The sequence below is a fragment of the Alistipes sp. i18-0019-D1 genome (assembly GCF_042852885.1).
GTDB lineage: Bacteria > Bacteroidota > Bacteroidia > Bacteroidales > Rikenellaceae > Alistipes.
The window spans coordinates 2546653-2571323 of the sequence record NZ_AP031424.1; the positions used below are offsets into that span (position 1 = coordinate 2546653).

Sequence of the window (24671 nt, forward strand, 5' to 3'; positions counted from 1 at the left end):
CGATACGCCATGGAACAGAACGATCATATAACGCTCGGCCGCAACGAGCAGGGCGAAGAGACCATCACCTTCCGCGTGGAGGACCTGACGACCTACGGCGTGCTGGGCAGCGACGGCGTGGAGTTCATGGCCGCGATCTCGGGCTACGGGCTCAACATCGCCTTCAACATGAAGCTCATCAACTCCCTGGCCGATGCCGAGGCGATGGCCGACGGCATGGCCGATGTCTTCTATGAAGCCCTGATGGCACAGCTGATCGCCCAAAAGCGGGACTTCGCAAAACCTCCCGAGCCGTAGCGCTCTATTCTTTGATGAAGGAAGGAAACCATGAAAAAGAACGAAATAGAGGTCGTACAGGCCGAAGAGGTCGAGGTGCTGGATGTGGAGCGCCCCCTGCCGCTGACAGAGGCGCAGGAGCGGTTCTGCCAGCTATACGTCTGCGGCGGAGTGCGCTATGCCGGGCAACTGGACAAATGCTACAAAGAGGTCTTCGGCGCAGACCGGAGCTCGGAGACCGCAGCCCGCAAGCTCACGCGCAATCCGGCCGTCATGGCCCGCATCCGCGAGCTCGGGGCCGAGATGATCTCCGAAACGGAGAGCATCGCCATCAAGATGCAGATCAGCCAGACGCTGCGCACCATCCTCCGGGAGACCTCGACGGATATCTACCGCGACCGCTACGGAAACCCGCTCTCCCCGGCGCCCATGCGTGCCGTAGCGGTGAATGCCGCCAAGGCGCTCATGGAGATGTATCCCGTGAAGAACGGCGGCGATGCGAAGTTCAAGATCGAAGGCAACGACAACAACATCGTCTTCAACGTCATCGTCCCGCGGATCGAGAACCCTGACGCCCATGACCGGGAAGAGTAAGCGCCCCGAAGGCAGCAAGACATCCCGGCGCAGTATCGAGCGGGCCGTGTACCTGATCCTGATAATCCTCCTGACACTATACGGGATATGGAACAGCGAAGCGGCCGTCAGCCTGCTGGGAGCACTCAAGGATGCCTTTTCACTATTGATAAACAATACGCCATGACAAACACCACCGGAAAATTCCAGAAATTCGTGGAAGACAACCTCAAGATTATCGTTACCGTACTTGCGTTCTTCGTGACGATGTATGTGCAGCACACAAACAACACGGCCCGCATCGCCGAGTTGCAGAGCAAGTGCGTGGATCTGGAAACCCGCATCGCCAACCAGTACGACCGCATCAACGCCATCAAGCTCGACAAGGCCGTATTCGAGGCCACCATGGCCCAATTCTCTTCCATCCAGTACGACCTGCGGGAGATGCGGGACGACATCAAGGAACTGCTTAAAAACTACCGATAAGATGAAGAAGACAACAGCGAGAGTAAGAATAGTGCCCACCGACGAACTAAGCACCCTGCACCTGGCAGGACTGTGCGGCCGGTGCGGCACGGTCACCGAACAGGTGTTCAGCACCGCCGAGAAGCTGATCGGCTACATGGTGCTGCTCGACAAATCCTTCCAGGGCGAATACCTCTGGTTTATCCCCGAAGATGCCGTAGAGGATGCGCAGGACAATTAACCGCCTGCTGCTTGCAGCCCTGGCAGTGCTCCTCATCGCTACGGGCCTGCTGTGGCGACGGGCCGCAAGGCTCGAACGCGAACGCGACCGCTACCGCAGCAACACCGAGACGCTGCTCTCGGATGTGCAGCGCCGCCAGATAGACTCCACGACGATGGCCCTCGACGTGCGGGCACTGCGCCTCACGGTGGCCGAGTACGAGGAGTACCGGGCACGCGACGCCGAACAGATACGCCGCCTCGGGACCCGGATCAGGGACCTCGAAGCGGCGGCGCGGCATCAGTTGGAGGTGCAGGCCCGGGTTACGGCGCCCGTGCGGGATTCGGTGATCGTACGCGACACGGTATTCGTACCCGTGAAGACCGTGGAGATGATAAACCCCCATATCGAATTTCGGGGCGTCATCGCGGACAGCGTACTCAAGGCCGACATCCGCCTGCCCGTTACGCTCCGTCAGGCCATATCCGTAGAGTACAAGCACAAGTTCCTATGGTGGCGGTGGAAGGTCAAGGGCATCCGGCAGGTCATAAGCAGCGACAACCCCTACGTCGAGGTCAAATACTCGGAGTACATCAAAATAGAACGGAAGAAATAATCAGGCGTTCCAAATCGGCTCTGTCTCCCAATCTGCTGGAAATCCCATGGCACCGGCATCAACAGTAGGAAATGCTGCTATCAAGTTTTTTATTTTTTGCGTAAATGTATTGTAGGGAGAAACGGTAAACAGCAGATATTTCACCATACATATCCGACAATAAACCCTTTTGAAATCGGTTTTATTGGCATCAATCCATGGATGTACAGGTGTTCCCAAATTGGCGGGAGTAATACCGCTTTCTCTATTCCATACACGACTGTGATGCCCACATAAATTACGCAACTGGGCTAATACTTGAATCCAGGAATCAAAAGCGGGAACTGTCAGTCCAAAGTAACCTGCAATCTGCTTTTTAAGCCTCATGCTAGCTAAATTGCGATATATGTTACATAAGACACCTAATGGCAATATCTCGGCAATCATCCATGCCGGTGGATAAGGATCAGTATATTTAGCTCGGAAATGCAGTATAAAATCTTCTTTTGTGCGATCCAGTTCCGTTTGGATCAATGACAATGATAGTCCGAAATGCGGTTGATTATAAAAGTAATAACTATCTGTCATCCAAAACACTGTCCCTGTTTCATGACTAACCGTATTAACTAATGTGCTACGAATTGCTATTTCGATTTTTTCAATTTCATTGAACAGAAGCAATCGTAATTTACGGTCAAAACGATACATATTCAATGCTTTCTCGAAAGTTGCGTCCGGTTTGAATATGTGATTGTTTTTCGGCTCTGTCAATAACGGTCTGAAATATGCACTTAATCTGAAATAACCGATATTTGTTAGATAATCAACAGCCTGTGCCTCATTCTCAATAATAAGTCCCCGGCGTTTAAGTACTGAAACCAAATCCACTGGCAGAGTACACTGTTTCGTATATCGATTCTTGGGCATAGTAATAAAAAAACGACCCGCCGATTTGAGCATTGTTAAGAGGCTTGGCGGGTTCTACTGGTGCAAATATACGAATAAAAATCAAACTTCCTACTACTGGTACTAATAATTATTCTCGGAGTTATGCTGCTAACGGTAAAAAGGCTGCAAATATTGCTCCTGAATTAGCAGTATTTAGAGCCGATGATGATGAAAGATCTATTGATAGAGAAAGTAGTCGACCGGCCACTCAATAGCTGAATCCATATCTCGAATAGATTGTCATTCTTCGTCTCCAGCAATTTCCTTTCCTAAACGCCACGTTACTGTCTGAAGTAATTCTTGGATGTTAGATTTGAATAACTCCATTGCAAATGTATCTTTAGGTGGTGCGGCAACAGGTCCGTATGCGAGTTTTTCTTCCTCTTCGTTAAATATCCTGATACACTTGTTGAATGCGTCAAGCAAGGTTGTTACAGAGTCGCGCAACGGAGATGATAACAAATATTGTCCATGTATGAGTGTTACTTCAAATTGACGCACCAACTCTCGGAACTGCTGCATGTCAATGAAATCTGCATCATCAAGATTCTGTGTGTCAATCATCCATATTTTTATGTCGGCTATACGAGAATTTAACCGTACAATTACCTCATTACGTTTGTTTACCATGTAATCAAACTTTGTTTTGAGCTTATCCAATTTATGTTTTTGACGGTCAACTTTCGTGTGCAAAAAATAAGTAGAGACAGCTCCGATTGCACCACCGGCAGACAAAATCCATTGTACCCCTTCTAAAAAATCACTCATGCCTATAAGAAATTAAATTCGATTCTTCTAATATAAGAAAAAATCTAATCACTTTACATTTTTGAGCCCTATTCTTCGGTAAACACCACTGAAGATGAAGATTACAGTCACACGCATTTTCAAGGGGCCGGACTATACCATCGGTCGCCTCCACATCGACGGGACCTATTTCTGCGATACGCTCGAAGATCCGGTGCGCCCGCTGCCGGCCTCGTGTCCCGATACCCCCAAAGGCGCGGTCTGCCGCTGCGGGAAGAAAGTCTATGCCCGCACGGCCATTCCTGCCGGGTGCTACAAGCTGACGATGGAGCACAGCCCGCGTTTTGGGCGGCGGTTGCCGTATCTTCACAATGTGCCTCATTTCCTGGGCATTCTCATCCATTCCGGAAATACGGCCGACGACTCGGCCGGCTGCCTGATCGTAGGCAGGAACAAGGTCAAAGGCAAGGTGCTCGATTCGCGCGTAACGCTGGATGCGCTTATCGCCAGAATCGAGGGAGCGGCCTCCGTAACTATCGAGATACGCTGATGGCCACACGAAAGCTCATACCGCCAGAAGGACTGCATATCGACTTCCAGCCTTCGCCCAAGCAATACGAGTTGTGGAAACTCCTGCAGCCGGAGTGTCATCTGTGCGGCGGCAAAATCGAGCAGCAGCTCGTGGGAGTCGACGCTTATGGAAATCCACGCTACAAACCGATTTGTTCCCACTGTCATAATTCGAATATCCCGCAGCTCATCCTGGGCGGCGGCGCCGCTGGTAAACTCAACCTCTGCCAGCCTATACGGTAACGTATAGAAAACAACCTCTTTAATTGCTGGGAACTCTGACCGTGTGGTGACGCAGACAATCAGCAGCCAAGACGCCTTCAGCGCGTAAGGTTCATCGACTATCCCGTAAGGGAGTACGGCCGAGCGGCCGGAAAAGGGAGGCTCCTACTCAAGCATAGGATGAAGATATAGTCAGGCCTGCATAGAAATATGCAGCAGCGATAAGCGGTTACCGATTAGCGACCGGTAGCGAACAGAAAAATCCGGGAGGAAAAAGTTATGTGATGTCCGTATGGATTCTGAGCACATGTATCCGCTTTGCGGATGTACGTGCCGCTATCGTGCGCAAGACCTTGAAGAGCCTCAAAGAGAGTACGTGGAGAACTTTGTTGAGGGTCTGCAAGGAGTGGGGGCTGGTTGAAGACGTCCATTATCAAATCAACAACCTCTCCGGCACTCTTCGCTTATGGAACGGCTCGATCATCATGATGCTGGAGGCCAACTCCATTCCCAGCGATCCGAATTTCGAGCGCTTCGGCTCCTGCGAGTTTACCTTGGTGGGCGCCGATGAGGTTTCCGAGTTGGAAGAACGTGCTTTGGAAGTTTTGTTCTCCCGTATCCGCTGGAAGGTGCACGAAACCTTGGGCGTTGCGAAGCTGCTGATGACCACGAACCCCACGACCAACTGGATTCGCGGCCGCTTCGTGCAGGACGACGACGGCAACAAGGTCGTCCCGCGCGAAGGGGAATACTACGTCCCGTTCTCGGTCTTCGATAATCCCGACATCGCCTTCCGCCAGACCTACGAAGCAGCCCTGAACAAGATCAGCGACCAGGCGACCAAGGAGCGTCTGCTTTACGGAAACTGGGATTATATCGAGTCGAATGCCATGTCGATCTACAACAAGTTCGACGGCGCCCGCCACCTGATAGTGGGGCTCAAGGAGCAGGTGTACGACCCCTCGAAACCCATCGTTACGACCTGGGACTTCAATATCTTCCCGCAGATGTCCGTGCTGCTCGCGCAGATCGACTACGAAAAGAAACGGGTCTACATCCTCGAAGAGATACTGGGCAAGCCGGAGTCCAAGGAGAACAACACGCCGGCCCTGAGCCGCAAGCTCCGGGGCAAGCTCTACCGGGATAAGCACGTCGGGGGCGTCGATGTTACGGGCGACCCCTCGGGCCTGCACCGCTCGACGACGAACGAGGAAGGGATCAACAACTACACGCTGATTCTCGACACGCTGGGCGGCGGCGTGCTGCGTCCCAAATTGAAGCTGCTCAAAAAGCAACCGCCGCAGGTCACGCGATGCGACTTCGTGAACGAAGTGTTCGAGGGCTACAATGGCTGGGAGATACGGATCGACATGCGCTGCCGCAAGCTCACCGAGGACCTGCTCTACCAACTGCGTAACGACGACGGCACCAAGGCCAAGAAGAAGGTCGTGGACAGCAAGACGGGCGTAAAGTTCGAGAAGTACGGACACCTCTCGGACTGCCTCGACTATTTGCTTTGCTACTACCTGCGCGACAACTGGTATCGCTTCAAGAATGGCGAGGACAGCAACGTGGGAGTGCTCTCGACCGCCGTGCTGCACGAGGGATTTTGTTACTGACGAATTTACCGGAAACCATGTATCGGAGATTTTTGAACGACAACGACTATCTGAGCGTCATCACGCCCGAAGCGCTTGCCCAGATCACGCGCGGCGATGTGGGGCGTATGGTGCAGGCCGAAGAGTCGGCCGAAATGAGCATCATCGAATACCTGAGCGAGAACTACGAGATCGAGCGGGAACTCTACAAGGGAAAGTATATTGCGGATTACGACCGCCGCATCTCGTTCCCTGTCGGAGCACATTTCTATTTCGAGGGGCAGATCCACGAAGTGATCCGCTCGATCAGCGGTTACAAGGCCCCGGCGGCCGTGGTGTACTGGGAGGAGTCCTCGGACCCGAACGTCTTTGTGGAAAACGTCCCGTTCTACTCCCAGTTCAAAACGTATCGTCCGGGCGATCAGGTGGCGTATAACGGCATCTGCTACCAGTGCATGGCCGAGAACGGCTACGACTTCGACAACATCCGTCTGCCGATGGCTACGGGATGGATCGAGTACGTTCCGCAACCGTGGGTGCCGCGCGAGTATGCCCTGTGGGATGTGGCGGAGTCCGGCGGGGCGTTTTATGCCGTGACGTCGCTCGAAGACTTCGATACGAACCTCACGCCGGCCGACTCGCCCAACTGGGGCGAGATCGCCGAGTACGACCCGCAGTACAACGCCTATGAACTCTCGGACCACGAATACGTGGTCTATGACGGGCGGGTGTGGTATCCCGAGATCGACGTCAATGCCGACGAGCCGCAGGTGGGAGTCAATATCCTCGTGCGCGATCCTCGCAACTACAACCTCAAGAAGCACATGGTGCGGCTGGCGGTCTACGAGCTGACCAAGCTCATCGCGCCGAACAACGTCAGCGCCACTCGGGTCAAGGACCACGAGGATTCGATGAAGTGGCTCTACGACGCCTCGAAGCTGCGCATCAATCCGCAGATACCGCGCAAGATCGCCGAGGACAAGAAAGAGGTCATGGACTGGCAACTGGCGACATTCCAGGCCGACTACGACCCGTGGAAGAATCCGTGGTTGACCTGATATGCAGCCAATAATGATGCAGAAAGACCCGATAAATTTTATCGGGTCTTTGTTTTATTATTATTTTTGTATTCAAATAGTTGTAATTGCATGAAGAAAAGTATCAAATGGATCGTGTCGGTCGGATTATCGGGAGCGCTGGTTCCTGTTTTACAGAAGGGATTTAACTTAATTCCTTGGGGTAAATTTGTCGAAGTAGATAATTGGAGATGGTTAGTTGAGCCCAAAGTTAGCATATTATCAATCATTATTTTTGTATCGGTACTTATTTTGGTGGTACGTGGTACTAAAAGATTCTATCGCGGAGGCCAAGAAAATTATTTGAAGAAACTCAATTCTCATATAGATGCCGAACATGGGATAAAGATCACATGGGATGTGGGAATTGGAACGATTTACAATAATGATCCGTTTGCTTATAACATCAAAATGTTCTGTATAAAGCATGGAGAAGTGCCACTCAGAATGATTCATGGATGTTGCCCGGACTCTTCGTGTCTGAATCATAGAGCTTCGCTGAACGAATACCTGATCAAAAATAAGATTGAGTCTATGCTATTACATGAGCGCGATAAATTGAAATAACTGGTATTCGAAGAACACCTTTCCTTTTTAGATATCATTTAACCATACAATAGTTTATGTCCATACAACCGTTATTCGATCTTACAGGTAAGGTAGTCATCGTTACCGGCGGCGGCAACGGCATCGGCCGTGCCTGCTGCGAAACGCTCGCAGAGGCAGGGGCCACCGTCGTGGTAAGCAACCGCACACCCGAAACCGGCGAGGCCGTGGCACAAGCCATCCGCGACAAGGGCGGCAAGGCTCTGGCTATCGCATGCGATGTGCTCGACGACCGGGCGCTGGAACATCTGGTCGAGCGCACCGTCGAGGAGTTCGGAGCGATCCATATTCTCGTGAACAATGCCGGCGGAGGCCGGGGCGGTCACGAGAATCCGTTCGAGCTCAGTGCCGAGGAGTTCGAGGCCATCTTCCGCTTGAACATCTTCAGTGCATGGAAACTCTGCAAACTCGTGGTGCCTCACATGGCCAAATCGGGTTACGGCAGCATCATCAACATCACCTCGATGGCCAGCATCAACAAGAGCCCGAACATGAGTGCCTACGCCTCCTCGAAAGCGGCGCTCAACCATATGACGGCCAACCTGGCATTCGACTTCGGCCCCATGAACGTGCGCATCAACTGTGTCGGTCCGGGAGCCACGCGTACCCGTGCGCTCTCGACGGTGCTGACGCCCGAGATCGAGAGCCGGATGCTGGCCCATACGCCGATTCACCGGCTCGGCGAGCCCTCCGACATCGCGGGCGCCGTGCTCTACTTCGCCGCTCCGGTCTCCGAATGGGTGAGCGGGCAGGTGCTCTTCGTCAACGGCGGCGGCGTGCAGACGCTCGATTGACGTACTGCACACAAAACTATAATTAAATCGTTCAGTAATTGCTTGATATAGGCTGATATGCTATTGGCCTATTTTAATTGTAACCGATTTAATTTTAGTTCTAATGATTTAAGTGTCAAATCTTTATTATTTTTGTCGAAACACATCAAGCATTTGCAACAATGACACAGAAACAACCGAACATGACCAGGGCCGATATGGTCGCCGAGATCGCCAAACGTACCGGTGTGAGCAAGGCCGACATCAAGATCATCGTCGAGACTTTCCTTCAGCTCATCAAAGAGTCCATTCAGGAGGGGATGTCGATCCAGCTGCGAGGTTTCGGCACATTCTTCCGCAAGAGAAAAGCGCCCAAGAAAGCCCGCAACATCAGCAAAGGCATAACGATAGAAATTCCGGAGCACGAAGTGCCTGCCTATAAACCTTGTAAGGAGTTTGCTGATAGTATCAAGAATTACTGATTTCGATGGCCATACTCGAAGAGCATATCGTCCTACGCAAACGCAGGAGTTCGGGAGAACCTAAACCGCACCGGATCAGACTGGAAAAATTGCAGCCGGATGACGAATTGATCGTCGAGATAGTGATCGACTCCAAAAACGATATTCGGAGTTGGTTTCACTTCAAGCCGGAAGACCTTGCAGGCCGGCGGAGCATTCTTTTCCGCGTGTCGGGGGAACAGGTTTATTGGTTGGCCGGATCGGCTCCGAAGCAGATATTGGGTACGACGGCCAAAAGGTTGCTGCCGAACCCAGAGCCCAAACGAAGAGGGCGGAAACCCAAAGAGAAGCCGGTAAAAGTCATCGATCCCGATTGGCGTAAACAAAAGCGTGGCCCGAAGGTTCGGCAGGTGCTGGTATTCGATGAGGAAATGCAGCTCAAAGGTATCATCCCCTCGCTGAAGGATACGGCGAGGTTGCTCAATCTGCGGCCGGAGGCAATCGACAAGCTGTGTAAGACCAAGCGTCAGTCGTACGAAACGGGATTATCGTTCCGGTATTTGTGGAAGAGGCTCGACTTCGACATTACCGACTTCAAGCTGACCGCCCAGCAATATGATGCGCTTTGCAAGCGAAAACCTGCGGACGACAACCCCTCTTCGGAAGAGTAAATAAAAAAAAGGCGTGAATAACATCACGCCTTTTTTATTGTATCTCAATGCTTATTTTGTAGCCGCCAATGAGACCTTGCGGAACTCTTTGAGCAGCTTCTCAAGCGCGAGACTCGATTTACGGGCTCTCGTGCCGGCTGCTTTGTTGTTTTTTTCGAGCTGCGACCGTGCGTCAACCTTGAACGCCTCCATCAGCCCTTCGATATCCGTAATTAACTTTTCCATTTTTATAGTGCTTTTTAGTTTTACAAAAAACCTGAAGGATGATGCAAATTTAGTAAAATTTGTTTAATTGCCGAATTCTTCGCAGAGTTCCGCGATAATGTCGCCTTCGTTCTGGTTCTTCCAGTAGAACTTGTAGATCGTGATTACGCTGTTGCCGGAGTGCTCGGCCACCACGCCCGGAGGGTACTTTTTATCGACCATCATAGTGATATAAGTACCGCGTGCCGAATACCAGGTAATCTCCTCATCATAACCGAGCAGGCCCACGATACGGCGCAGCGTGGCATTCACCAGGCCGCAGACATGGCTCATGCGTGTCTTTTTCTTGGGATGCGTGTCGTGTTTGGCCGAGAAAATCGGCAGCACGAAATCCGAGTAGCACTCACTTCGGTATTTCTGCGCGATAGCCTCCGCACGCGGCACGAAAGGAGGGCGCGCTTTTTTGGGTGTTTTGATACGTTCGTAGGTAATTTTCCGTTTCTTCAAGTCGATGCAGGGCCATGTGAGATAGGCCGCATCGATCGGCGCCATGCCACCGCAGTAGAAGCAGAAGAGGAACAGATCGAGGTGATAGCTTTCGGCCTTCGAGAGAAGACTGCGGTCCATCGACTCCATAGCTCGTAGCAGCCCCATGGAAATCGTACTCGGTGTCGTTTCCACCTCACGGAACTTCTCGTTCGTACAGATGAACACATCCAGATCGGCGCCCGGAACATTCTTTTTCGAGGCTTTCTTGACCACCTGATAGAGCGAGTGGAGCTTGCCCCTCAATCCACCACGCGACTTCGTCTTGGCCCCTTCAGATTCGATGAAAAAGACATAGTCCTTCATGAACTGCTCGGTGATGTCCGTAAACTGTAAATTCGAGAACGAGCGGCCGTATTTTTCTTTGACGAAGCGGGAGAGAAATTCGAGGATACGTTCGTTGGTATGGGCATAAGATTCGCAAGGAACTTCGTGTCCGTTCTTCATCTTCTTCGTCTCACGAATTTCCTGAATCCACTTCCGGTAAACCTGCTCGACGGTAGGGACGACCGTTTCCCGAAGCATAAGCTCCCGGGGCTTGTCGTAATAGTGCGAAAGCTCCTTGGGCGTCCATACGACCTTCTGCTCATCCCATGTATTGGCGACCTGACTGTACTTATTGACGGTGGACGATAGCAGCGCATTGTTCGCTGTCGCATTTTCTGTACGAGGTTTGAATCGCTGCTGGCTCTGGTCCCAGTTCTTATAAGGGCCGGTGACTGGTAAAACCTTGGGGACCCGGTTGAAGCCCGGACGATAGATGATCATGGTAATTTTGGCGAAGTCCGGACGGTTCTTATCCGGAGCGCCTTTGAGTGTGATGGTAAACATAACGCACTGTTTGTTAGATTATTAGTAATCCTTGATTGAAACCTACAACCAAGGTTACATAAGAATAGATTGTGCGTCAATGCGTAGGGCACGAAATAGTGAAGATTTTTCGATGTGCAAATCCTTGTAAAAATGTGACAGCCAATCAAGTGGTCTTAATACTACTTAATACCACTTAATATTCTCACGGTATTTCAAGGTTTTGCGTATCTATACTGATTATCACTAATTTATCGAACCTCTGTATATCAACTTTCCTAAACGGCTATCGTATATATATTTATATCCCGTCTCATTATTAGTAGACTTGTAGCTATACAAATATAACAAATAAAAAATAGTATTAGCATGGTTATGTTGAGATTTTGAAAGAGAAAAATGCAATATAGCATCATGTATTGGTTTTCAGTTTCTATCTTTTCTAGACAAAATGTTATTTCCTTATTATAATAATTGTTGGTTTATAAGTGATTGGTATTTTATTTTGCTATCTTTGCTCTCGCGAATACTACATAATTGATTGACCTTTTATGGGGTATACTGTAAGTATACCGCTAAAAATGTGTGCAGAGCCGTTGGGGAGCAATCCCGTGAACGGCACCTTGCAGTAACCTGTAAAAGGGGGATTGTGTAGTGTTCGCAGCTGCACATTTTTTGTTTTTATATGCGAACACTACACAAGGTTCGTACCTTGGTACGGACATGCCGCAAGGCCAGCCGCAGGCGGTTCCCGCCGTGCAATCTCTTTATTCGTTTCCATTTTCACCCGCCGGATTAGCAAATAATTGCTAATCAACTTGCTATTCTCTTTGTTGTGCCCTGCGCACGATAAGGACAGCCATACTATTGTCAAATCTGTAATACTTAACAACATGGAAACGAATCAAAACCCCGTGCAGGAACAGCCTACACAATCCATAACCCCCGAAAACACCCACGCCGAACAACGATCCGTACCCTCTGCGGAACAGCCGACCGGGCAGCTCGTCCCAGAACCAGAAGCGCAGCCGGAACAACCTACGAAAATGCTCTACGACCCCGCCGAAGCCGCCCGGATCGTCCACTGCCTGACGGACGGCTATTTCGATCCCGAATATATCCTGCTTTTCGGTAAATTGGTCGGCGGCACGCCGCATAGCGACGCAACGGCTTATGATCTGCTGATGGTCGTTCGTGAAACTCCGGAATACGATTGGATTCAGACCAAACGCATCCTGCGTTACAAAGTGCCCTACAGCTGCCGGAAGATTACCTACATCAATCTTTACATCATGACGTTGCGCTATGTCGAATCGAACTCGACGCCGTTCCTCTTCTTCGCCCATGCCGAGGGCGAATTGCTGTATTGCAGCGACAGCTATCATTTCCAGCGTCCGAAACATCCGATCGACTTCGCCAGGGCGTATGCGGACGCCAAATTTTATTTCGACACGTTCCGCACGCAGGGCAATGAACTGCTGGAACAGGCACAGGACGCTTTCAGTGAGAGCTGCAATATGCGTCTGGCCGCACAGTTCTCGGCGCAGGCGATGGTCTATTTCTACCATACGCTTTATTACGTCTATCACGGGCAGGAGTTCGACCTACATGATCCGGTGTTGATGCACGACCGGATGCGGACGCTCTCGACAAAACTGATGCTTGCATTCGACGACACCCATATCGAAAACATCTTCACGCTGCCGCGTCTGAAGAGTTTCCTGCAAAAGTCTCCCTATGGCATCCGGTTCGACATCGCGCCGCAAGAGTTGGAGATACATATGGAGCGCGTGCGCAAAGCAGGCGGGATTATCGAAAACCTGTGCGGCCTGCGGCTGGAACTTTATAAAGAATTGAGCGAACGGTCGTAAGCGGTCGATCATCTGAACGAAAAGGAGACTTGCGGGATTGCTGACAATCCCGTAAGTCCCTTTTCTGTTATCCTACTTTTTCTTTGTCTTTGTCTTCTCTTTTTCGGCCTTCGTCCGCTCTTGGTTTACGATTGCCGCGCCGCGTTCCTTAATCTCCTTTTCATACTGCCTGACCTCTTGCTTTATAATGCCGATATTCTCGCTCTCGCCTTGCTCAAATACCCGGTCGAGGCTATTCAATAGCGGGACTTCTCCGTGCCAGGCAGCTTGCATATATCGGTATTTCCAATCATTCTCCCGGTACTGGCGATTGTTCACGGTCTGCCAAATATTTCCCACAACAGATAGTCCGACAGTCAGAGCTAGTCATATACACGCCTTTACCAGCCGTTTGTTAATGTCGTAATTGTAGGGAATACGTTGCAACAGATGATCTAACGTGTTATCTATATGCGTCCAGTGACCGTCCAACATCTCCTTGTATTTCTCCGTTTCCCGGCTTACGAACAGTTGTACTGCCTTTTTGATCTTCTCATCGCTTAATGCAGTCTTCATTTCGGCGTTAATCAGTTTCATCGCTTCGGCAAGTATGGCCGTACTGATATTGATTTTTCCGAAAGCCCTGTTTATATCGGTCATGTCGGGTGGCTGTACGGCGATCACGGGTTGAAACTCGATCTGCCCGATGCGATTAGTTAGGTTCGCAACTTGCTCGGCGGTGTGAACTGATGTTTTCGCTATTTCTTCGATCTTCTGTGTCAATGACGCATTATCCCCGTCTTGTGATTTTGACACCTCGGATTTCAGAGCTTTGATAATTTCTTCTTTCAAATCCTCGTACATATCTAATGTAAGGATGTTGTTTTGTGTGTTATCCATATCGGTTAGTGTATTCTGAATTTTGGTTTGTTGGTTTTAATTGTGCGTAATTTTCGGCTGCGCTCCATCTGCTCGACCAGCATTGCTTCGGTCGCCTGCCGGATTAGTGCCGTAACGCGGGCTATGTGTTCCTTGTGGGATTCCCCGATTCGCCACTGCATCTGTTCCGGGGCGATTGAGCCGCAACACCCGCCCGGCGGTAAAGTCATACCGCCCGCCACACCGAAGCCGCCCAAATCGACGGATTCGCCCGAATTACCGCGACTGCCGAACAACCCGATGAACGCCGAACGGTAATGGCTAACCGCTGCCGATAAATTCCCGACCGCCTGCGCTGAATAACGGGGCCGTGCGACGGGAGTAACGATCCGCTGCGCCTGCGAGAAATGACAGTCTAACTTGGAAAAGCTGAAAGCCCGGTCGATCTTCGAGCCGGAAAAGGTGTAGCCGTTCATACCAAACAATACGCCCTGCCTGCGGTCGGTATTCCCGCAAAACTTGAAAGCGGTCGTAATGCCTTGCTCCTGCAACCGCTTTTCCAGATCATCCCACGACTTACAACCGGACAGACACCCCCGGATTGCATCGTAAATGGCGTACTTGGTCTTGTCCGACTCCCGCAGCCGTTCGCGCCGCACCTGCTCTTTGCCTTTCGGATAGTATAAACCATACTTGGCTGTAAGCTCCTTGCAAACCTTGCCGTTCCGGATTTTGATATTCTTATCCGAAATGGTCTGTCCGTTGTTTCCAACCCGGTTGTAGACGATATGGCAATGCGGATGCGCTTGGTCGGTGTGCCGGACGATTAGAAACTGCGTGTCCCGAATCCCCATACACTCCATATACTCCCGCGCGATCTGTGTCATAACCGGGTCGGTCAGTTTGTCGGCATCCTTTGCCGAGAATGAGAGCGATATATGCCCGACTGCGTTTTTGATCCGGGGATTCAATAGCGTTTGGTCTTTGAAATCCCGCACCATATCCGCCACGCCCGGCGGCTCGATACCGTCAAATTCCAATATCCGCGACTTCTCTTTTATCACATAGCCGACCGTCGCACCAAAGGACGATCCGGCAATAATCTTACCGATCATGGCGCAACTGTTTTAGAAAGTTCTCGATTTCGGTAATGATCCCCGCATGGGACGCAACGGCTGCCGCAAACCCGCCGATATGAGCTGTCCGGGTGAGCTGATTCAAGTTGCGGGCAATGCCTTTGAGTTGCGCCATGAAATCCAGATGCTCGCGCCGCATCCGTTCACGCACTCACCCGCGTCCGATCAGCTGCCGAATGATCTCGGACGGACGGCAGCCCGATGTGCGGGCTAACTTCTTTAGTTGGAAATAGTGTTCGCTGTCGAGCCTTGCGCTGACGATGTAACCTTGTCTGGCCGCAGGTTTCAATGAGGGGCGGCCGCCCTTGCTAAACTCACGTTTCATAGATTCTGTTTTAATGATTAGACCAACGGGATGACGCGCCGACCAGCGAGAGCAAGCCCCGTTTTCGTTTACGAAAACACAAACTTGCCACCCTACTTTATTGTTGCCTGATGGGGAGCGTGGGCCGTTGGAAAGATTCGCCGACCTTCGCCCGCAGAGATCCGCATAATCTCGTAGGGCGAGGTCGGCGATAGTTGCTGATCCCGTCTTTAGGTCTTGGAATTTACTACGTAATTGGCTGCGTCCTGCTCGATCTCTGCGGCAGGCTTGATTCGGTTCTGGAGCAGTCAGCGCTCCAACTCCGCCCGGTCGAAATAGATGTTTTTGCCGTTGGGTTTGTAATGCGGGATACGGCTCCCGCAGGTCAGCTTGTACATGTACGTCCGGGAAATCCCGGTGTAAGTGCAAGCCTCATCGAAAGTAAGGACATTCTTCTGCCCTGCGAGCAGCTGCTCGATGCGGTTCAGCCGCTGCTCCATACTGATTTCATTTTCCATAGATAGTGTTTTAGTTAGACAAGGAATAAATTATCAGCGGCAAATATAAGGGTGATCGAGGCGGATTGTTCTCATGTGCTCACTCTTGCTCACTCTTTTGCGTTTTCTCAGTATGTTGACTTGTTTATTAGTAGATATTTTACTCTTCGAATATATTCCTCGATAGTCCAGCCGTCGATTATATCCGAATTGGCGGCGCAATAATTCGCACTTGAGAGCGTGTTGCGGCAGATGGGCTTGCCCTTGAGCGATATGAAACACTTGGTCTGCTCCGCTACTGCCTGCCAGATCGGGGTTACCAATAACTCCTTGCTCATGGAGTTGAAAATGTAGCAGAGAGTGCGGGCGTTCCGGACGACCAACGGGGCTTTAAGCCTGCATGCGAACAGGGCGGCGAGCGTGTCGGCATCCACCTCCGGCTGAAAGACGCGCTGATCGTTGAACAACTCGGCCAATGCCTTTAGCTGCTTGGGGGTAAACCGACTGTTAAATCCTGCTGCCATTTTGTCCCGGTGTTTCTACAAAGATAGCATTATATTGCCAACTCCGGCCACAGTAAATTATAGTTCCGGGATTTTATTGACAGCCTCGCGTTTCTTCTCGTCGAGAATCCGCGCATAGACCTCGGTTGTTTTGAGTTCTTTATGTCCTAACAGCTTGGACACGGTGTAAATCTCTGTGCCAAGCGAAAGTTGCAGGACGGCGAACGTGTGCCGTCCGCAATGGAACGTGATTGTCTTGTTAATCCCCGCATCCATGCACCAACGCTGTAAAGCCATGTTGTGCCATGCAGAATATTTCAGACCGATAAAAACCCGCTCGTCGGGCTTGCCCCGTTCTCCGAGATATTTGACCGCCTGATCCGAAATATCGAGGTATTCAAAGCCTTTGGTTTTCTTCTGCCGGAACACGACGCGCGTCATGCCGTCGAGCTGCTGTACCTCACTCCATGTGAGTTTCTGAATATCGCTCCAACGTAACCCCGTCAGGCAGGAGAACAGAAACGCTTGTTTCATAATCGGGAATTTGCAGTCGGTTTTGACTAACCGTTGCAGTTCCTCTATTGTGAGGTATTCCCGGTGTACGTCCTCGGCTTTGGCCGTTTTAACATGGGTAGCGGGGCTGTTGGGAATAATACCGTCCTCGACGGCTTGGTTAAGGGTTGCCTTTAGTTTGAGGAAGTAGCTGTTTTGGCTGTTCGCTGACAATCGGGTGTTGCTTTTTGTCCGTGCCTTTTTCTCCAGATAGTTTTTGAATCCGGTTACGAACTCCTTATCGACCGTTTCAAAGGTCGTGTCCTCTCCGGCATAGGCGATCAGGTGTTTTAGGGCGCTGTCCCAGTTTCCCCAGTTTCCGGGCGATTCTTTACGCTGTTCGATCAGCCCGCGGATGTATTCGACGAGGTTCGTGCGGATTTTGAAATCGACCGTAAAGCCGTACTGCTTATTCTGAAACGCAAGCAGCCGCTTTGCTTTGACGGCCTCGGCCATTTGTAGATTGGTCTTGTTGTGATCCTTTTCTACGGCAGTCTTGGGGTGGGTGTATAGGAAATATTCGAGCGTCTCGAATTTGCGCTTGTGCTTGATCTTCCCGTTCTCGTCTTTGGTATAGCCGAGATAATACTCTAATGACAGACTTGTTTTGCCCGTGGTCGCGGATGCGCGTTTCCTGATCTTGATTTCCATAACGCAGTAGTTTAATAGGTACTGCGAATTTACACTTTATTTACACCAAAACAAATTATTCAGTGTAATTATGTTGTAAAAATTTACACCAAAATAGTAAAACAACCTCTATTAAGTCAATTAAAAGAATAGTATTAAATAGCTGTAATACTGTATTATAGTTTGTTTTTTGTTGGATGTTGTTTAGTGTCGTTACTTTCCGATGCAGAATTTCGAGAAGATGTTTTGCAGGACTTCGTCGGGGGCGATGGCGCCGCGGCCTGTGATGGCGCCGAGTTGGGTGATGACCTGGCGGATTTCTTCGCTCAAAAGGTCGGTCGGAAGGCCGTGGGCGAGACCGTCGAGGGCTTGGCCGAGCGCCTCGCCGGCCGCCGAAAGCGCCTCGTAATGGCGGCTGTTCGAGACGACCGGGTCGCCGTGGTAGAGCGCTTCGGTGTCGACGGACTCACGCAGGGCGTCGCACAGGGCGTCGATACCCTCGCCGTGTTTGGCCGAAATACCGACGGCACCTTCGGGAAGCCGCCAGGCTGCCGGGGCCTTGTCGGTCTTGTTGACGACGGTCAGGAGTTTCTGGTCGGGACGGAGCGGGAACCCGGGAGCGGGAACCGGACCCGTGAGCGTCGAGGCGTCGACCATATGAATGACGATCTGCGCCCGTCCGATGCTCGACATCGTGCGTTCGATGCCCATGCGTTCGAGCCGGTCGTCGGTCGAGCGGATGCCGGCCGTGTCGAGGAACCGGAAAAGCACCCCGCCGATGTTGGCGCACTCCTCGATCACGTCGCGCGTGGTTCCGGCGATCTCCGAGACCATGGCCCGCTCCTCGTTGAGCAGGCGGTTGAGCAGTGTCGACTTGCCGACGTTCGGTGCTCCGGCGATGGCTACGGCGACACCCTCCCGGATGGCGTTGCCCAATGCGAACGAACTGCGCAGGCGGTCGATCTCCGCGGCGATGCGCTCCATCGTCCCGCGTAGCGCCGTCCGGTCGGCGAACTCCACGTCCTCCTCCGAGAAGTCGAGTTCCAGTTCCAGCAGCGAGGTCAGGTTCAGCAGTTTTTCGCGCAGCGATTCGAGTTCCCCGGAGTATCCGCCGCGCATCTGCGTCGAGGCCAGCGCATGCGCCGCCCGCGACGACGAGGCGATCATGTCGGCCACGGCCTCGGCCTGCGAGAGGTCGAGTTTCCCGGCCAGGTAGGCGCGGATGGTGAATTCGCCCGGCTGGGCCATGCGTCCGCCTGCGGCGGTCAGCAGCCGGAGGATTTCCGGGACGATGTAGGAGGAGCCGTGGCACGAGATTTCGACAGAGTCTTCGCCCGTGTAGGAGTGCGGGGCGCGGAAAACGGTCGCCAGCACGTCGTCGATCACGCGGTCGCCGTCGGCTACCGTGCCGTAATGCACCGTGTAGCCCTCTGCCTCGGCGAGCGGCCGCCGGCCCCGGAATATCCGGTCGCAAACGGCGAAGGCTTCACCGCCGCTGATGCGGATGACGGCAATGGCCCCTCCGGCGGCGGTTGCAGGGGCGACGATGGTATCGTGATCGGTGTTCATTACCTGCCTTCGATGCGGAGCCGCTGCCCGATGCGGAGTTTGTGGGCGCTCTTGAGGCGGTTCCAGCGCATGATCTGCGCCGTGGTCACGCGGTAACGGCGGGCGATGGCCCCCAGCGTGTCGCCTTTTTTGACCACGTAGACCGACCCGCTGCGCTCCTGGCGTTTCTTGTCGATGTTGGCCGGGTTGATGTATTCCTTGAGGTACATCGAGTCTTTGGCGTGGATTTCAGGCTCGTGGGCGATGTATTGCATGACATACCGCTGCGGCAGGACCAGCGTGTAGGGCTTGGTCGTGGCCGGGATGATGTCGAGCTTGTACTGCGGATTGAGTTGGCGCAGGGTCTCGATCGGCAGGTCGATCGTCGAGGAGATCTGCTCCAGGTGCATCAGCTTGTCGATCCGGACGGTGTCCACCGAAAGGGGAATCGGGGCTTCGGTCGGCTCGATGCCGTGCAGACGGTGGTAGGCGTAGGCGTACGACGCGCCGATGAAGGCCGGTACGTAACCGCGCGTCTCGCGGGGCAGGTAGTCGTATATCTCCCAGAAATTCTTGCCTCCCGAACGGGCGATGGCCTTGTTGACGTTGCCCGGGCCGCAGTTGTAGGCGGCGATGGCCAGCGACCAGTCGTTGTAGATGGCGTAGAGGTCTTTCAGGTAGCGGCACGCGGCCTGCGTGGCGCGGTAGGGATCGCGGCGTTCGTCGACCAGCGAGTTGATTTCGAGTCCGTAGCTCTTGCCGGTCGTGGGCATGAACTGCCACAGCCCGACGGCGCCCATCGGCGACACGGCCGTGGGGGAGAGCGCCGATTCGATGATCGGCAGCGCGCGCAGCTCGACGGGAAGCCCCTCGCGGAGCAGCTCCTCCTCGATGATCGGGAAGTAGTACTGCGACATGCCGAGGATGCGGCTGATCGTGCCGTAGCGCGAGTTGGTGTAGCGGTTGATGTAGCCTTTTACGATGCTGTTGTAGGGAAACTGGATCGGCGATGCGAGGTCGAGCAGCCGCCGGGAGTAGACCGAGTCGGGCGTGCTGTCGGCCACCTCGGTAGAGTCCTCCAGGATGTACTGTTTGAAAAATTCGCTGTACGCATCCTGCCGCTGGCGTTCGCGCCATGCGGCCAGCAGCGAGTCGGTCTGTTCGGGGGAGAATCCCAGCGTCATGTCGTTGACGACGGGTTCTTCGGCCGGGGCGGATTCCGGCTCGGAAACGGGAACCGGTTCGGCCTCGGCCTCGGGAACGGGCGCCGGGGCGACGGTTTCGGTCTTGGCTTTCCTGTCGCGTTTCTTCTTGCGGGGGCTGCGGTCGAGGGCCGACGCCGAAGCGGCGACGGCAAGGAGCAGCGCTATGGTAAGGAGTTTCTTCATCGTCTAAAATTTCAGGCTCAAATTGAAGCCGAACACCGGGCGGTTGCCCCCGAGGGTGGGGACGTAGGTGTAGTCGACCAGCGGTTCGAGATTCATCGAGAGGTCGTCCGAAATGTCGTAGTCCTTGAGGTGGGCGTCGACATGCGCGTCGACGATCTGCAGGACGTACAGCGCACCCGAGAGGATGATGCAGAGGTCGCGGTTGCGCCGGTAGTTGTTGCGCAGGTTGCGGATGAACGAAGCCGAATAGCGTCCGTGGAACTCGTCGGTCGGTCCGTCGGGATATTTGTCGGGATTGCGGTCGTAGTCGCTCAGCAGGTTGTAGGCCTTCTTGAAACGCTGGTAGCCGCGGTTGTTCCAGTCGATGCAGTAGATCATCGAGGCGAATCCGCCGATGACGAAAGGCACTTTCCAGTAGCTTTTGTTGTAGATCTGTCCCGCTCCGGGGAAGATGCAGGCCAGCGTGGTGGCCTTCTTGACGCTCGACACGTCGTTGGTCGAGTAGCTCACGGCCGCGTCGCCGATGAAGTAGATGTACGAGGCGATCGTGACGCCCAGGTAAACCTGCCGCCGCGTGTTGCTGCGGATCATCTTGGACTGGAGGGCGTCCAGTTCGGGCGTGCGCGAGAGGTTCACGTCGGTATAGGACTCGAACTGGCGTTTGAGCGGCTTGTAGGTCTTGTTTTCGTGGATGTAAAGTCCCAGTCCGGTTCCCACCAGTCCGTAGAGGATCGGCAGTTTCCAGTACTGTTTGTTGTAAATCTGCCCGTAGCCGGGGACTACGGTCGAAATCCAGCACACCTTCGAGAGCGACATCGAGTCGCTCATGAACCAGCCTTTTTTGTAGACCTTGGGTTTGGTTGTGGTGTCCACGCCCCGCTGCGCGGCGTCGAAGCGCGCCAGGGCGAGCGAATCGAGGTAGTGCCGGTCGTCGGAGCGCAGGTCCGCGACGGCCGCCGAGTCGGCGGCGTATTCGACGGCGGCGATCGAGTCGATCTGCCGCACGAGACCCGCCAGACGCAGCGAATCGCGCCGGCCTTTGAGCGAATCCGGTTTTTCGAGCAGTCCGCCGCGGACGACCGTGCGCGCGCCGCGGTGGAGCTGTGCCCCGGCGGGCAGTCCCAGCATGAGGGCTGCGACGAGGAGCAGGAGTCTGAACCGGATTGTCACCATATACTAATTAGGAGCGTTTAGCGAAACGTTCGATGAACTGCTCGATGTCCCTGTCGTCCGTGAAGCCGATGACGATCTTGCCGCCGCCGTTTTTCGCGCGTTTGATCGAAATTTCCTGCGAAAAGAACTTTTCGAGCTGCTCGACCAGTTTCAGGTAGCTTTCGGGATACTCTTCGTCCTCCACATTCTGTGCCTCTTTGCCCGGAACTTCGGAGAGCGCGCGGACCAGCTCCTCGACCTGGCGGACCGAAAGGCCTTTCTTGATGCACTTTTTCAACACCCGCAGCTGCTGGTCGGCGGGCGCCCCGGCGATGGCTTTGGCGTGTCCCATCGAGATCAGCCCCTCCTTCAGGGCCAACTGCACCTCGTCGGGGAGTTTCAGCAGGCGCAGGTAGTTCGACACCGACGAACGCTTCTTGCCTACCTTCTCCGACAGGGCGTCCTGCGTGAGGTTGCACTCGTCGATCAGGCGCTGCATGCCCAGCGCGATTTCGATGGCGTTGAGGTCCTGCCGCTGGATGTTCTCCACGAGGGCCATGGCGTGCAGGTTCTCGTCGTCCACCTCGCGGATATAGGCCGGGAGGGTCTTCAGGTCGGCCCTCTGCGCGGCCCGCCAGCGGCGTTCGCCGCTGATGATGACGTATTTGCCGCCGTCGCCCTTCTTCACCGTCACGGGCTGGATGACGCCCAGCTGGCGGATCGAGTCGGCCAGTTCGTCCAGAGCCTCCTCGTCGAACTGCGTGCGCGGCTGCGTGGGGTTGGGTATGATGTCGGCGATTTCGATTTCGGCCATCTGGCTCATCGGTTTGAGCTTGGCATCCACGGGGTCGCTGCCGAAAATGGCGTCGAGTCCGCGTCCTAATCCCTTCTGTTTCATATCTGTATTCGTTTATTTGCTGCGTTTGCGGTTGCGTTTGAGGAACTCCCGGGCCAAGGCCAGGTAGTTTTCCGAGCCGACGGCCCCGGCATCGTAAAGCATCACGGGTTTTCCGTGCGAGGGCGCTTCTCCCAAACGGATATTGCGCTGGATTATTGTGTCGTAGGCCAGGGGGCCGAAGTGCTCGCGGACCTCGGTTACCACCTGGTTGTTCAGGCGGTTGCGCATGTACATCGTCAGCAGGAAGCCCTCGATGTCGAGGTCGGGGTTCAGTCCCGACTTGACCTTGCGGATGGTGTTGAGCAGTTTGGAAAGCCCTTCCAAGGCGAGGTATTCGCACTGCACGGGGATCAGCACCGTGTCGGCGGCCGTGAGGATGTTGACCGTGGTGTAGCCCAGCGACGGCGAGCAGTCGATGAAGATGTAGTCGAACTTCCCGCGCACCGAGTCGACGATGCGTTTCATCACGTGGTGGGCGTTCTCCATCTTCGGCAGTTCGGTGTCGGCGGCCACCAGGTCGATCGACGAGGGCAGCACCCAGAGGTTTTTCACGTCGGGACTTTGGAGGAGCACTTCGTCGGCCTGTTTCTGTCCGGCGATGCACTCGTAGATGCCTTCGAGGTTGATGTCGAAGCCCAGTCCCGAGGTGGCGTTCGCCTGCGGATCGGCGTCCAGCAGCAGCACCTTCTTGCCCAGCAGAGCCAGCGAAGCCGCTAAATTGATGGCCGTCGTGGTCTTGCCCACGCCGCCTTTCTGATTGGCCAATGCGATTACCTTTGCCATGTTTGAATTCGGTTTATAAGCAGGCAAATTTAGTGAAATTAAATGGAAATCCATAACCGTAGCGGAAAAATGCTTATCTTTACGGTCGGAATGAATTGATAGCTACACGATATTATGGAAGAAAAAAAAACGCCGGCTTCCGCGGCGGAGTCCGCAGCTCCGGAACGGCAGTCCGCAGTCCCGGCGGCGGAGCTGCGTCCGGGCCGCCGGAAATTCCCGACCGTGGGCGACCTGTTCGCCATGCTGGGCATCGCCTTCGGGGCGCAGATCGTCGTGGGGACCGCAGCGATGGTCTTCCTGCTTTTCGCCGGACACGGGCTTGATTTCAAATCGCTGGAACCGGCCGCGCTGGGCAAGGTGATGGCGGCGCTCTATTTCTGCTCGATGTCGATCACGCTTGCCGGCATCCTCTACTACCGGCGTGCGCGTGGCGGCAGCGGTCCGTGGGCGCGTTTCTCGGCCCGGGGGCTGAACCCCGCGCTGCTGCTGTGGGCTTTCGTGCTGATCTTCGCCGTCGGCGTGGTGCTCGAACCCCTGCTGCGGCTGATGCCCGAGCTGTCGCTCGAAGTGGGCCGCGGATTCTGGACCATCCTCTCGCTGGTGATCTTCGCCCCGATATTCGAGGAACTGATCTGCCGCGGCGTCGTGCTGGGGTCGCTGCGCGGCAAGTTCGGCGTGACCACCGCGTGGCTCGTTTCGTCGCTCTTCTTCGGCGTGCTGCACGGTCAGCCCGTGCAGGTGATCAACGCCACGGTCATCGGCCTGGTGCTCGGCTACGTTTACCTGGCGACCGATTCGCTGTGGTCAGTGATGATCCTCCATGCGCTGAACAACGCCGTGGCCTATCTGGCGCTGGCCACCGGGCACGGCAATGCGCTGCTGATCGACCTGGTGGGCAGCCGGACGCTTTACGTGCTGATTTACATCGCGGCGCTGGCGCTCTCCGCCGTGTCGGGCTATATGATGGTGCGCACGCTGCGGCGCATGAAGGAGGCGGAGAAAAATCCGTCCGCGGCGTAATAATCCGCCGGTGATGTGCGTTCTTTACAGGAAATCGGATGAGACCCAGGATTCAAGTCTCCCTTAACAAAGGGAGATTTAGAGGAATTTTAAATGTTGAATCCGGTGTTTTTAACGCCGTAACAGGAGTTCGACGAGTTCTACGGAGCGTTGTGACTCTTGAAAAATAG

At 53.8% G+C, this 24671-nt stretch carries 33 protein-coding genes; 16 read left to right on the forward strand and 17 right to left on the reverse strand.

Annotation, left to right across the window (positions count from 1 at the left end):
* The first annotated feature begins 9 nt into the window (after positions 1 to 9).
* The 6 genes from ACGHP5_RS10765 to ACGHP5_RS10790 are packed head-to-tail and all read left to right on the forward strand — an operon-like array spanning position 10 to position 2150.
* Positions 10 to 297, forward strand: coding sequence for a hypothetical protein (locus tag ACGHP5_RS10765; RefSeq protein WP_390566712.1), 288 nt, complete (start codon positions 10 to 12; stop codon positions 295 to 297).
* 30 nt (positions 298 to 327) lie between these two features.
* On the forward strand, positions 328 to 870 hold the full coding sequence (locus tag ACGHP5_RS10770; RefSeq protein WP_390566714.1) for a hypothetical protein: 543 nt from the start codon (positions 328 to 330) through the stop codon (positions 868 to 870).
* Positions 854 to 1036, forward strand: coding sequence for a hypothetical protein (locus ACGHP5_RS10775; protein WP_390566716.1), 183 nt, complete (start codon positions 854 to 856; stop codon positions 1034 to 1036). Before ACGHP5_RS10770 ends, ACGHP5_RS10775 begins: the two co-directional genes overlap by 17 nt.
* Entirely contained in the window at positions 1033 to 1335 is a 303-nt protein-coding gene (locus tag ACGHP5_RS10780) for a hypothetical protein (protein WP_390566718.1), read from the forward strand. Before ACGHP5_RS10775 ends, ACGHP5_RS10780 begins: the two co-directional genes overlap by 4 nt.
* A gap of 1 nt (position 1336) precedes the next feature.
* The gene (locus ACGHP5_RS10785; protein WP_390566719.1) at positions 1337 to 1555 is read left to right on the forward strand and encodes a hypothetical protein; all 219 of its coding nucleotides are present in this window, start codon (positions 1337 to 1339) and stop codon (positions 1553 to 1555) included.
* Entirely contained in the window at positions 1539 to 2150 is a 612-nt protein-coding gene (locus ACGHP5_RS10790) for a DUF6549 family protein (RefSeq protein WP_390566722.1), read from the forward strand. Before ACGHP5_RS10785 ends, ACGHP5_RS10790 begins: the two co-directional genes overlap by 17 nt.
* Here the strand turns inward: ACGHP5_RS10790 and ACGHP5_RS10795 are convergent, their stop codons facing one another.
* The gene (locus ACGHP5_RS10795) at positions 2151 to 3017 is read right to left on the reverse strand and encodes an Abi family protein (RefSeq protein ID WP_390566724.1); all 867 of its coding nucleotides are present in this window, start codon (positions 3015 to 3017) and stop codon (positions 2151 to 2153) included.
* Between the two features lie 300 nt (positions 3018 to 3317).
* Complete coding sequence (locus ACGHP5_RS10800; protein ID WP_390566726.1) at positions 3318 to 3845, reverse strand: hypothetical protein; 528 nt, start codon at positions 3843 to 3845, stop codon at positions 3318 to 3320.
* Positions 3846 to 3939: 94 nt separating this feature from the next.
* Between ACGHP5_RS10800 and ACGHP5_RS10805 the strand changes: the two genes are divergently transcribed.
* The 8 genes from ACGHP5_RS10805 (at position 3940) to ACGHP5_RS10840 (ending at position 9801) form a co-directional block, all read left to right on the forward strand.
* Entirely contained in the window at positions 3940 to 4374 is a 435-nt protein-coding gene (locus ACGHP5_RS10805; protein ID WP_390566728.1) for a DUF5675 family protein, read from the forward strand.
* A complete protein-coding gene (locus tag ACGHP5_RS10810; RefSeq protein ID WP_390566730.1) occupies positions 4374 to 4637 on the forward strand; it encodes a hypothetical protein in 264 nt (87 codons plus the stop codon). The genes ACGHP5_RS10805 and ACGHP5_RS10810 overlap by 1 nt, the downstream gene beginning before the upstream one ends.
* Positions 4638 to 4837: 200 nt before the next feature.
* Complete coding sequence (locus ACGHP5_RS10815; RefSeq protein ID WP_390568423.1) at positions 4838 to 6235, forward strand: phage terminase large subunit; 1398 nt, start codon at positions 4838 to 4840, stop codon at positions 6233 to 6235.
* A 17-nt stretch (positions 6236 to 6252) separates the two neighbouring features.
* The gene (locus ACGHP5_RS10820; RefSeq protein WP_390566732.1) at positions 6253 to 7272 is read left to right on the forward strand and encodes a hypothetical protein; all 1020 of its coding nucleotides are present in this window, start codon (positions 6253 to 6255) and stop codon (positions 7270 to 7272) included.
* 90 nt (positions 7273 to 7362) lie between these two features.
* Positions 7363 to 7857 carry a hypothetical protein gene (locus ACGHP5_RS10825; RefSeq protein ID WP_390566734.1) on the forward strand — a complete coding sequence of 165 codons (495 nt, stop codon included), beginning with the start codon at positions 7363 to 7365 and terminating at the stop codon, positions 7855 to 7857.
* A 56-nt stretch (positions 7858 to 7913) separates the two neighbouring features.
* Positions 7914 to 8690 (forward strand): glucose 1-dehydrogenase, encoded by a 777-nt coding sequence (locus ACGHP5_RS10830; protein WP_390566736.1) that lies wholly within the window; start codon positions 7914 to 7916, stop codon positions 8688 to 8690.
* A gap of 128 nt (positions 8691 to 8818) precedes the next feature.
* Positions 8819 to 9151 carry an HU family DNA-binding protein gene (locus tag ACGHP5_RS10835; protein WP_390568425.1) on the forward strand — a complete coding sequence of 111 codons (333 nt, stop codon included), beginning with the start codon at positions 8819 to 8821 and terminating at the stop codon, positions 9149 to 9151.
* Positions 9152 to 9156: 5 nt separating this feature from the next.
* On the forward strand, positions 9157 to 9801 hold the full coding sequence (locus ACGHP5_RS10840; protein WP_390566738.1) for a hypothetical protein: 645 nt from the start codon (positions 9157 to 9159) through the stop codon (positions 9799 to 9801).
* Between the two features lie 51 nt (positions 9802 to 9852).
* Here ACGHP5_RS10840 and ACGHP5_RS10845 read toward each other — a convergent pair whose 3' ends face one another.
* Together ACGHP5_RS10845 and ACGHP5_RS10850 are read right to left on the reverse strand one after the other, a co-directional pair.
* On the reverse strand, positions 9853 to 10026 hold the full coding sequence (locus tag ACGHP5_RS10845; RefSeq protein WP_390566740.1) for a histone H1: 174 nt from the start codon (positions 10024 to 10026) through the stop codon (positions 9853 to 9855).
* Positions 10027 to 10089: 63 nt separating this feature from the next.
* Complete coding sequence (locus ACGHP5_RS10850; RefSeq protein WP_390566742.1) at positions 10090 to 11382, reverse strand: tyrosine-type recombinase/integrase; 1293 nt, start codon at positions 11380 to 11382, stop codon at positions 10090 to 10092.
* Between the two features lie 872 nt (positions 11383 to 12254).
* Here ACGHP5_RS10850 and ACGHP5_RS10855 point away from each other — a divergent pair.
* Positions 12255 to 13232 (forward strand): nucleotidyltransferase domain-containing protein, encoded by a 978-nt coding sequence (locus ACGHP5_RS10855; RefSeq protein ID WP_390566744.1) that lies wholly within the window; start codon positions 12255 to 12257, stop codon positions 13230 to 13232.
* Positions 13233 to 13304: 72 nt separating this feature from the next.
* Here ACGHP5_RS10855 and ACGHP5_RS10860 read toward each other — a convergent pair whose 3' ends face one another.
* The 13 genes from ACGHP5_RS10860 to ACGHP5_RS10920 all read right to left on the reverse strand — a co-directional run bounded on the left by ACGHP5_RS10860 (position 13305) and on the right by ACGHP5_RS10920 (position 23481).
* Positions 13305 to 13550: a hypothetical protein gene (locus tag ACGHP5_RS10860; RefSeq protein ID WP_390566746.1), complete on the reverse strand. Its 246-nt coding sequence runs from the start codon at positions 13548 to 13550 to the stop codon at positions 13305 to 13307.
* Positions 13551 to 13598: 48 nt separating this feature from the next.
* Positions 13599 to 14111, reverse strand: coding sequence for a hypothetical protein (locus ACGHP5_RS10865; protein WP_390566748.1), 513 nt, complete (start codon positions 14109 to 14111; stop codon positions 13599 to 13601).
* A gap of 5 nt (positions 14112 to 14116) precedes the next feature.
* On the reverse strand, positions 14117 to 15205 hold the full coding sequence (locus ACGHP5_RS10870) for a relaxase/mobilization nuclease domain-containing protein (protein WP_390566749.1): 1089 nt from the start codon (positions 15203 to 15205) through the stop codon (positions 14117 to 14119).
* A complete protein-coding gene (gene mobC, locus ACGHP5_RS10875; protein ID WP_390566751.1) occupies positions 15195 to 15341 on the reverse strand; it encodes a plasmid mobilization relaxosome protein MobC in 147 nt (48 codons plus the stop codon). The genes ACGHP5_RS10870 and mobC overlap by 11 nt, the downstream gene beginning before the upstream one ends.
* Before the next feature lie 36 nt (positions 15342 to 15377).
* Positions 15378 to 15551, reverse strand: a complete 174-nt coding sequence (locus ACGHP5_RS10880) for a hypothetical protein (protein ID WP_390566753.1) — start codon at positions 15549 to 15551, stop codon at positions 15378 to 15380.
* 287 nt (positions 15552 to 15838) lie between these two features.
* Positions 15839 to 16048 (reverse strand): helix-turn-helix domain-containing protein, encoded by a 210-nt coding sequence (locus tag ACGHP5_RS10885; protein ID WP_278977373.1) that lies wholly within the window; start codon positions 16046 to 16048, stop codon positions 15839 to 15841.
* Positions 16049 to 16155: 107 nt separating this feature from the next.
* On the reverse strand, positions 16156 to 16551 hold the full coding sequence (locus tag ACGHP5_RS10890) for a hypothetical protein (RefSeq protein ID WP_390566755.1): 396 nt from the start codon (positions 16549 to 16551) through the stop codon (positions 16156 to 16158).
* A gap of 57 nt (positions 16552 to 16608) precedes the next feature.
* Complete coding sequence (locus ACGHP5_RS10895; RefSeq protein WP_390566757.1) at positions 16609 to 17733, reverse strand: tyrosine-type recombinase/integrase; 1125 nt, start codon at positions 17731 to 17733, stop codon at positions 16609 to 16611.
* A gap of 192 nt (positions 17734 to 17925) precedes the next feature.
* A complete protein-coding gene (mnmE, locus tag ACGHP5_RS10900; RefSeq protein ID WP_337757105.1) occupies positions 17926 to 19281 on the reverse strand; it encodes a tRNA uridine-5-carboxymethylaminomethyl(34) synthesis GTPase MnmE in 1356 nt (451 codons plus the stop codon).
* The gene (locus ACGHP5_RS10905; protein ID WP_337757107.1) at positions 19281 to 20648 is read right to left on the reverse strand and encodes a transglycosylase SLT domain-containing protein; all 1368 of its coding nucleotides are present in this window, start codon (positions 20646 to 20648) and stop codon (positions 19281 to 19283) included. The genes mnmE and ACGHP5_RS10905 overlap by 1 nt, the downstream gene beginning before the upstream one ends.
* A gap of 3 nt (positions 20649 to 20651) precedes the next feature.
* A complete protein-coding gene (locus ACGHP5_RS10910) occupies positions 20652 to 21821 on the reverse strand; it encodes a DUF5683 domain-containing protein (RefSeq protein WP_337656961.1) in 1170 nt (389 codons plus the stop codon).
* 7 nt (positions 21822 to 21828) lie between these two features.
* The gene (locus ACGHP5_RS10915) at positions 21829 to 22698 is read right to left on the reverse strand and encodes a ParB/RepB/Spo0J family partition protein (RefSeq protein WP_290533105.1); all 870 of its coding nucleotides are present in this window, start codon (positions 22696 to 22698) and stop codon (positions 21829 to 21831) included.
* A 12-nt stretch (positions 22699 to 22710) separates the two neighbouring features.
* Positions 22711 to 23481, reverse strand: a complete 771-nt coding sequence (locus ACGHP5_RS10920) for a ParA family protein (RefSeq protein WP_290533104.1) — start codon at positions 23479 to 23481, stop codon at positions 22711 to 22713.
* 114 nt (positions 23482 to 23595) lie between these two features.
* Between ACGHP5_RS10920 and ACGHP5_RS10925 the strand changes: the two genes are divergently transcribed.
* Complete coding sequence (locus tag ACGHP5_RS10925; RefSeq protein WP_290533103.1) at positions 23596 to 24501, forward strand: CPBP family intramembrane glutamic endopeptidase; 906 nt, start codon at positions 23596 to 23598, stop codon at positions 24499 to 24501.
* The last annotated feature ends 170 nt before the right edge of the window (positions 24502 to 24671 follow it).

Bases quoted from the DNA above. Each gene is read 5' to 3' on its own strand.
- ACGHP5_RS10890 (WP_390566755.1), bottom strand. From the start codon at position 16,551: ATGGCAGCAGGATTTAACAGTCGGTTTACCCCCAAGCAGCTAAAGGCA.
- ACGHP5_RS10865 (WP_390566748.1), bottom strand. From the start codon at position 14,111: ATGGATAACACACAAAACAACATCCTTACATTAGATATGTACGAGGAT.
- ACGHP5_RS10850 (WP_390566742.1), bottom strand. From the start codon at position 11,382: ATGTTTACCATCACACTCAAAGGCGCTCCGGATAAGAACCGTCCGGAC.
- ACGHP5_RS10920 (WP_290533104.1), bottom strand. From the start codon at position 23,481: ATGGCAAAGGTAATCGCATTGGCCAATCAGAAAGGCGGCGTGGGCAAG.
- ACGHP5_RS10830 (WP_390566736.1), top strand. From the start codon at position 7,914: ATGTCCATACAACCGTTATTCGATCTTACAGGTAAGGTAGTCATCGTT.
- ACGHP5_RS10870 (WP_390566749.1), bottom strand. From the start codon at position 15,205: ATGATCGGTAAGATTATTGCCGGATCGTCCTTTGGTGCGACGGTCGGC.
- ACGHP5_RS10785 (WP_390566719.1), top strand. From the start codon at position 1,337: ATGAAGAAGACAACAGCGAGAGTAAGAATAGTGCCCACCGACGAACTA.
- ACGHP5_RS10905 (WP_337757107.1), bottom strand. From the start codon at position 20,648: ATGAAGAAACTCCTTACCATAGCGCTGCTCCTTGCCGTCGCCGCTTCG.
- ACGHP5_RS10770 (WP_390566714.1), top strand. From the start codon at position 328: ATGAAAAAGAACGAAATAGAGGTCGTACAGGCCGAAGAGGTCGAGGTG.
- ACGHP5_RS10840 (WP_390566738.1), top strand. From the start codon at position 9,157: ATGGCCATACTCGAAGAGCATATCGTCCTACGCAAACGCAGGAGTTCG.
- ACGHP5_RS10790 (WP_390566722.1), top strand. From the start codon at position 1,539: ATGCGCAGGACAATTAACCGCCTGCTGCTTGCAGCCCTGGCAGTGCTC.
- ACGHP5_RS10800 (WP_390566726.1), bottom strand. From the start codon at position 3,845: ATGAGTGATTTTTTAGAAGGGGTACAATGGATTTTGTCTGCCGGTGGT.
- ACGHP5_RS10925 (WP_290533103.1), top strand. From the start codon at position 23,596: ATGGAAGAAAAAAAAACGCCGGCTTCCGCGGCGGAGTCCGCAGCTCCG.
- ACGHP5_RS10910 (WP_337656961.1), bottom strand. From the start codon at position 21,821: ATGGTGACAATCCGGTTCAGACTCCTGCTCCTCGTCGCAGCCCTCATG.
- mnmE (WP_337757105.1), bottom strand. From the start codon at position 19,281: ATGAACACCGATCACGATACCATCGTCGCCCCTGCAACCGCCGCCGGA.
- ACGHP5_RS10845 (WP_390566740.1), bottom strand. From the start codon at position 10,026: ATGGAAAAGTTAATTACGGATATCGAAGGGCTGATGGAGGCGTTCAAG.
- ACGHP5_RS10780 (WP_390566718.1), top strand. From the start codon at position 1,033: ATGACAAACACCACCGGAAAATTCCAGAAATTCGTGGAAGACAACCTC.
- ACGHP5_RS10775 (WP_390566716.1), top strand. From the start codon at position 854: ATGACCGGGAAGAGTAAGCGCCCCGAAGGCAGCAAGACATCCCGGCGC.
- ACGHP5_RS10825 (WP_390566734.1), top strand. From the start codon at position 7,363: ATGAAGAAAAGTATCAAATGGATCGTGTCGGTCGGATTATCGGGAGCG.
- ACGHP5_RS10855 (WP_390566744.1), top strand. From the start codon at position 12,255: ATGGAAACGAATCAAAACCCCGTGCAGGAACAGCCTACACAATCCATA.
- ACGHP5_RS10765 (WP_390566712.1), top strand. From the start codon at position 10: ATGGAACAGAACGATCATATAACGCTCGGCCGCAACGAGCAGGGCGAA.
- ACGHP5_RS10820 (WP_390566732.1), top strand. From the start codon at position 6,253: ATGTATCGGAGATTTTTGAACGACAACGACTATCTGAGCGTCATCACG.
- ACGHP5_RS10895 (WP_390566757.1), bottom strand. From the start codon at position 17,733: ATGGAAATCAAGATCAGGAAACGCGCATCCGCGACCACGGGCAAAACA.
- ACGHP5_RS10880 (WP_390566753.1), bottom strand. From the start codon at position 15,551: ATGAAACGTGAGTTTAGCAAGGGCGGCCGCCCCTCATTGAAACCTGCG.
- mobC (WP_390566751.1), bottom strand. From the start codon at position 15,341: ATGGCGCAACTCAAAGGCATTGCCCGCAACTTGAATCAGCTCACCCGG.
- ACGHP5_RS10885 (WP_278977373.1), bottom strand. From the start codon at position 16,048: ATGGAAAATGAAATCAGTATGGAGCAGCGGCTGAACCGCATCGAGCAG.
- ACGHP5_RS10810 (WP_390566730.1), top strand. From the start codon at position 4,374: ATGGCCACACGAAAGCTCATACCGCCAGAAGGACTGCATATCGACTTC.
- ACGHP5_RS10915 (WP_290533105.1), bottom strand. From the start codon at position 22,698: ATGAAACAGAAGGGATTAGGACGCGGACTCGACGCCATTTTCGGCAGC.
- ACGHP5_RS10805 (WP_390566728.1), top strand. From the start codon at position 3,940: ATGAAGATTACAGTCACACGCATTTTCAAGGGGCCGGACTATACCATC.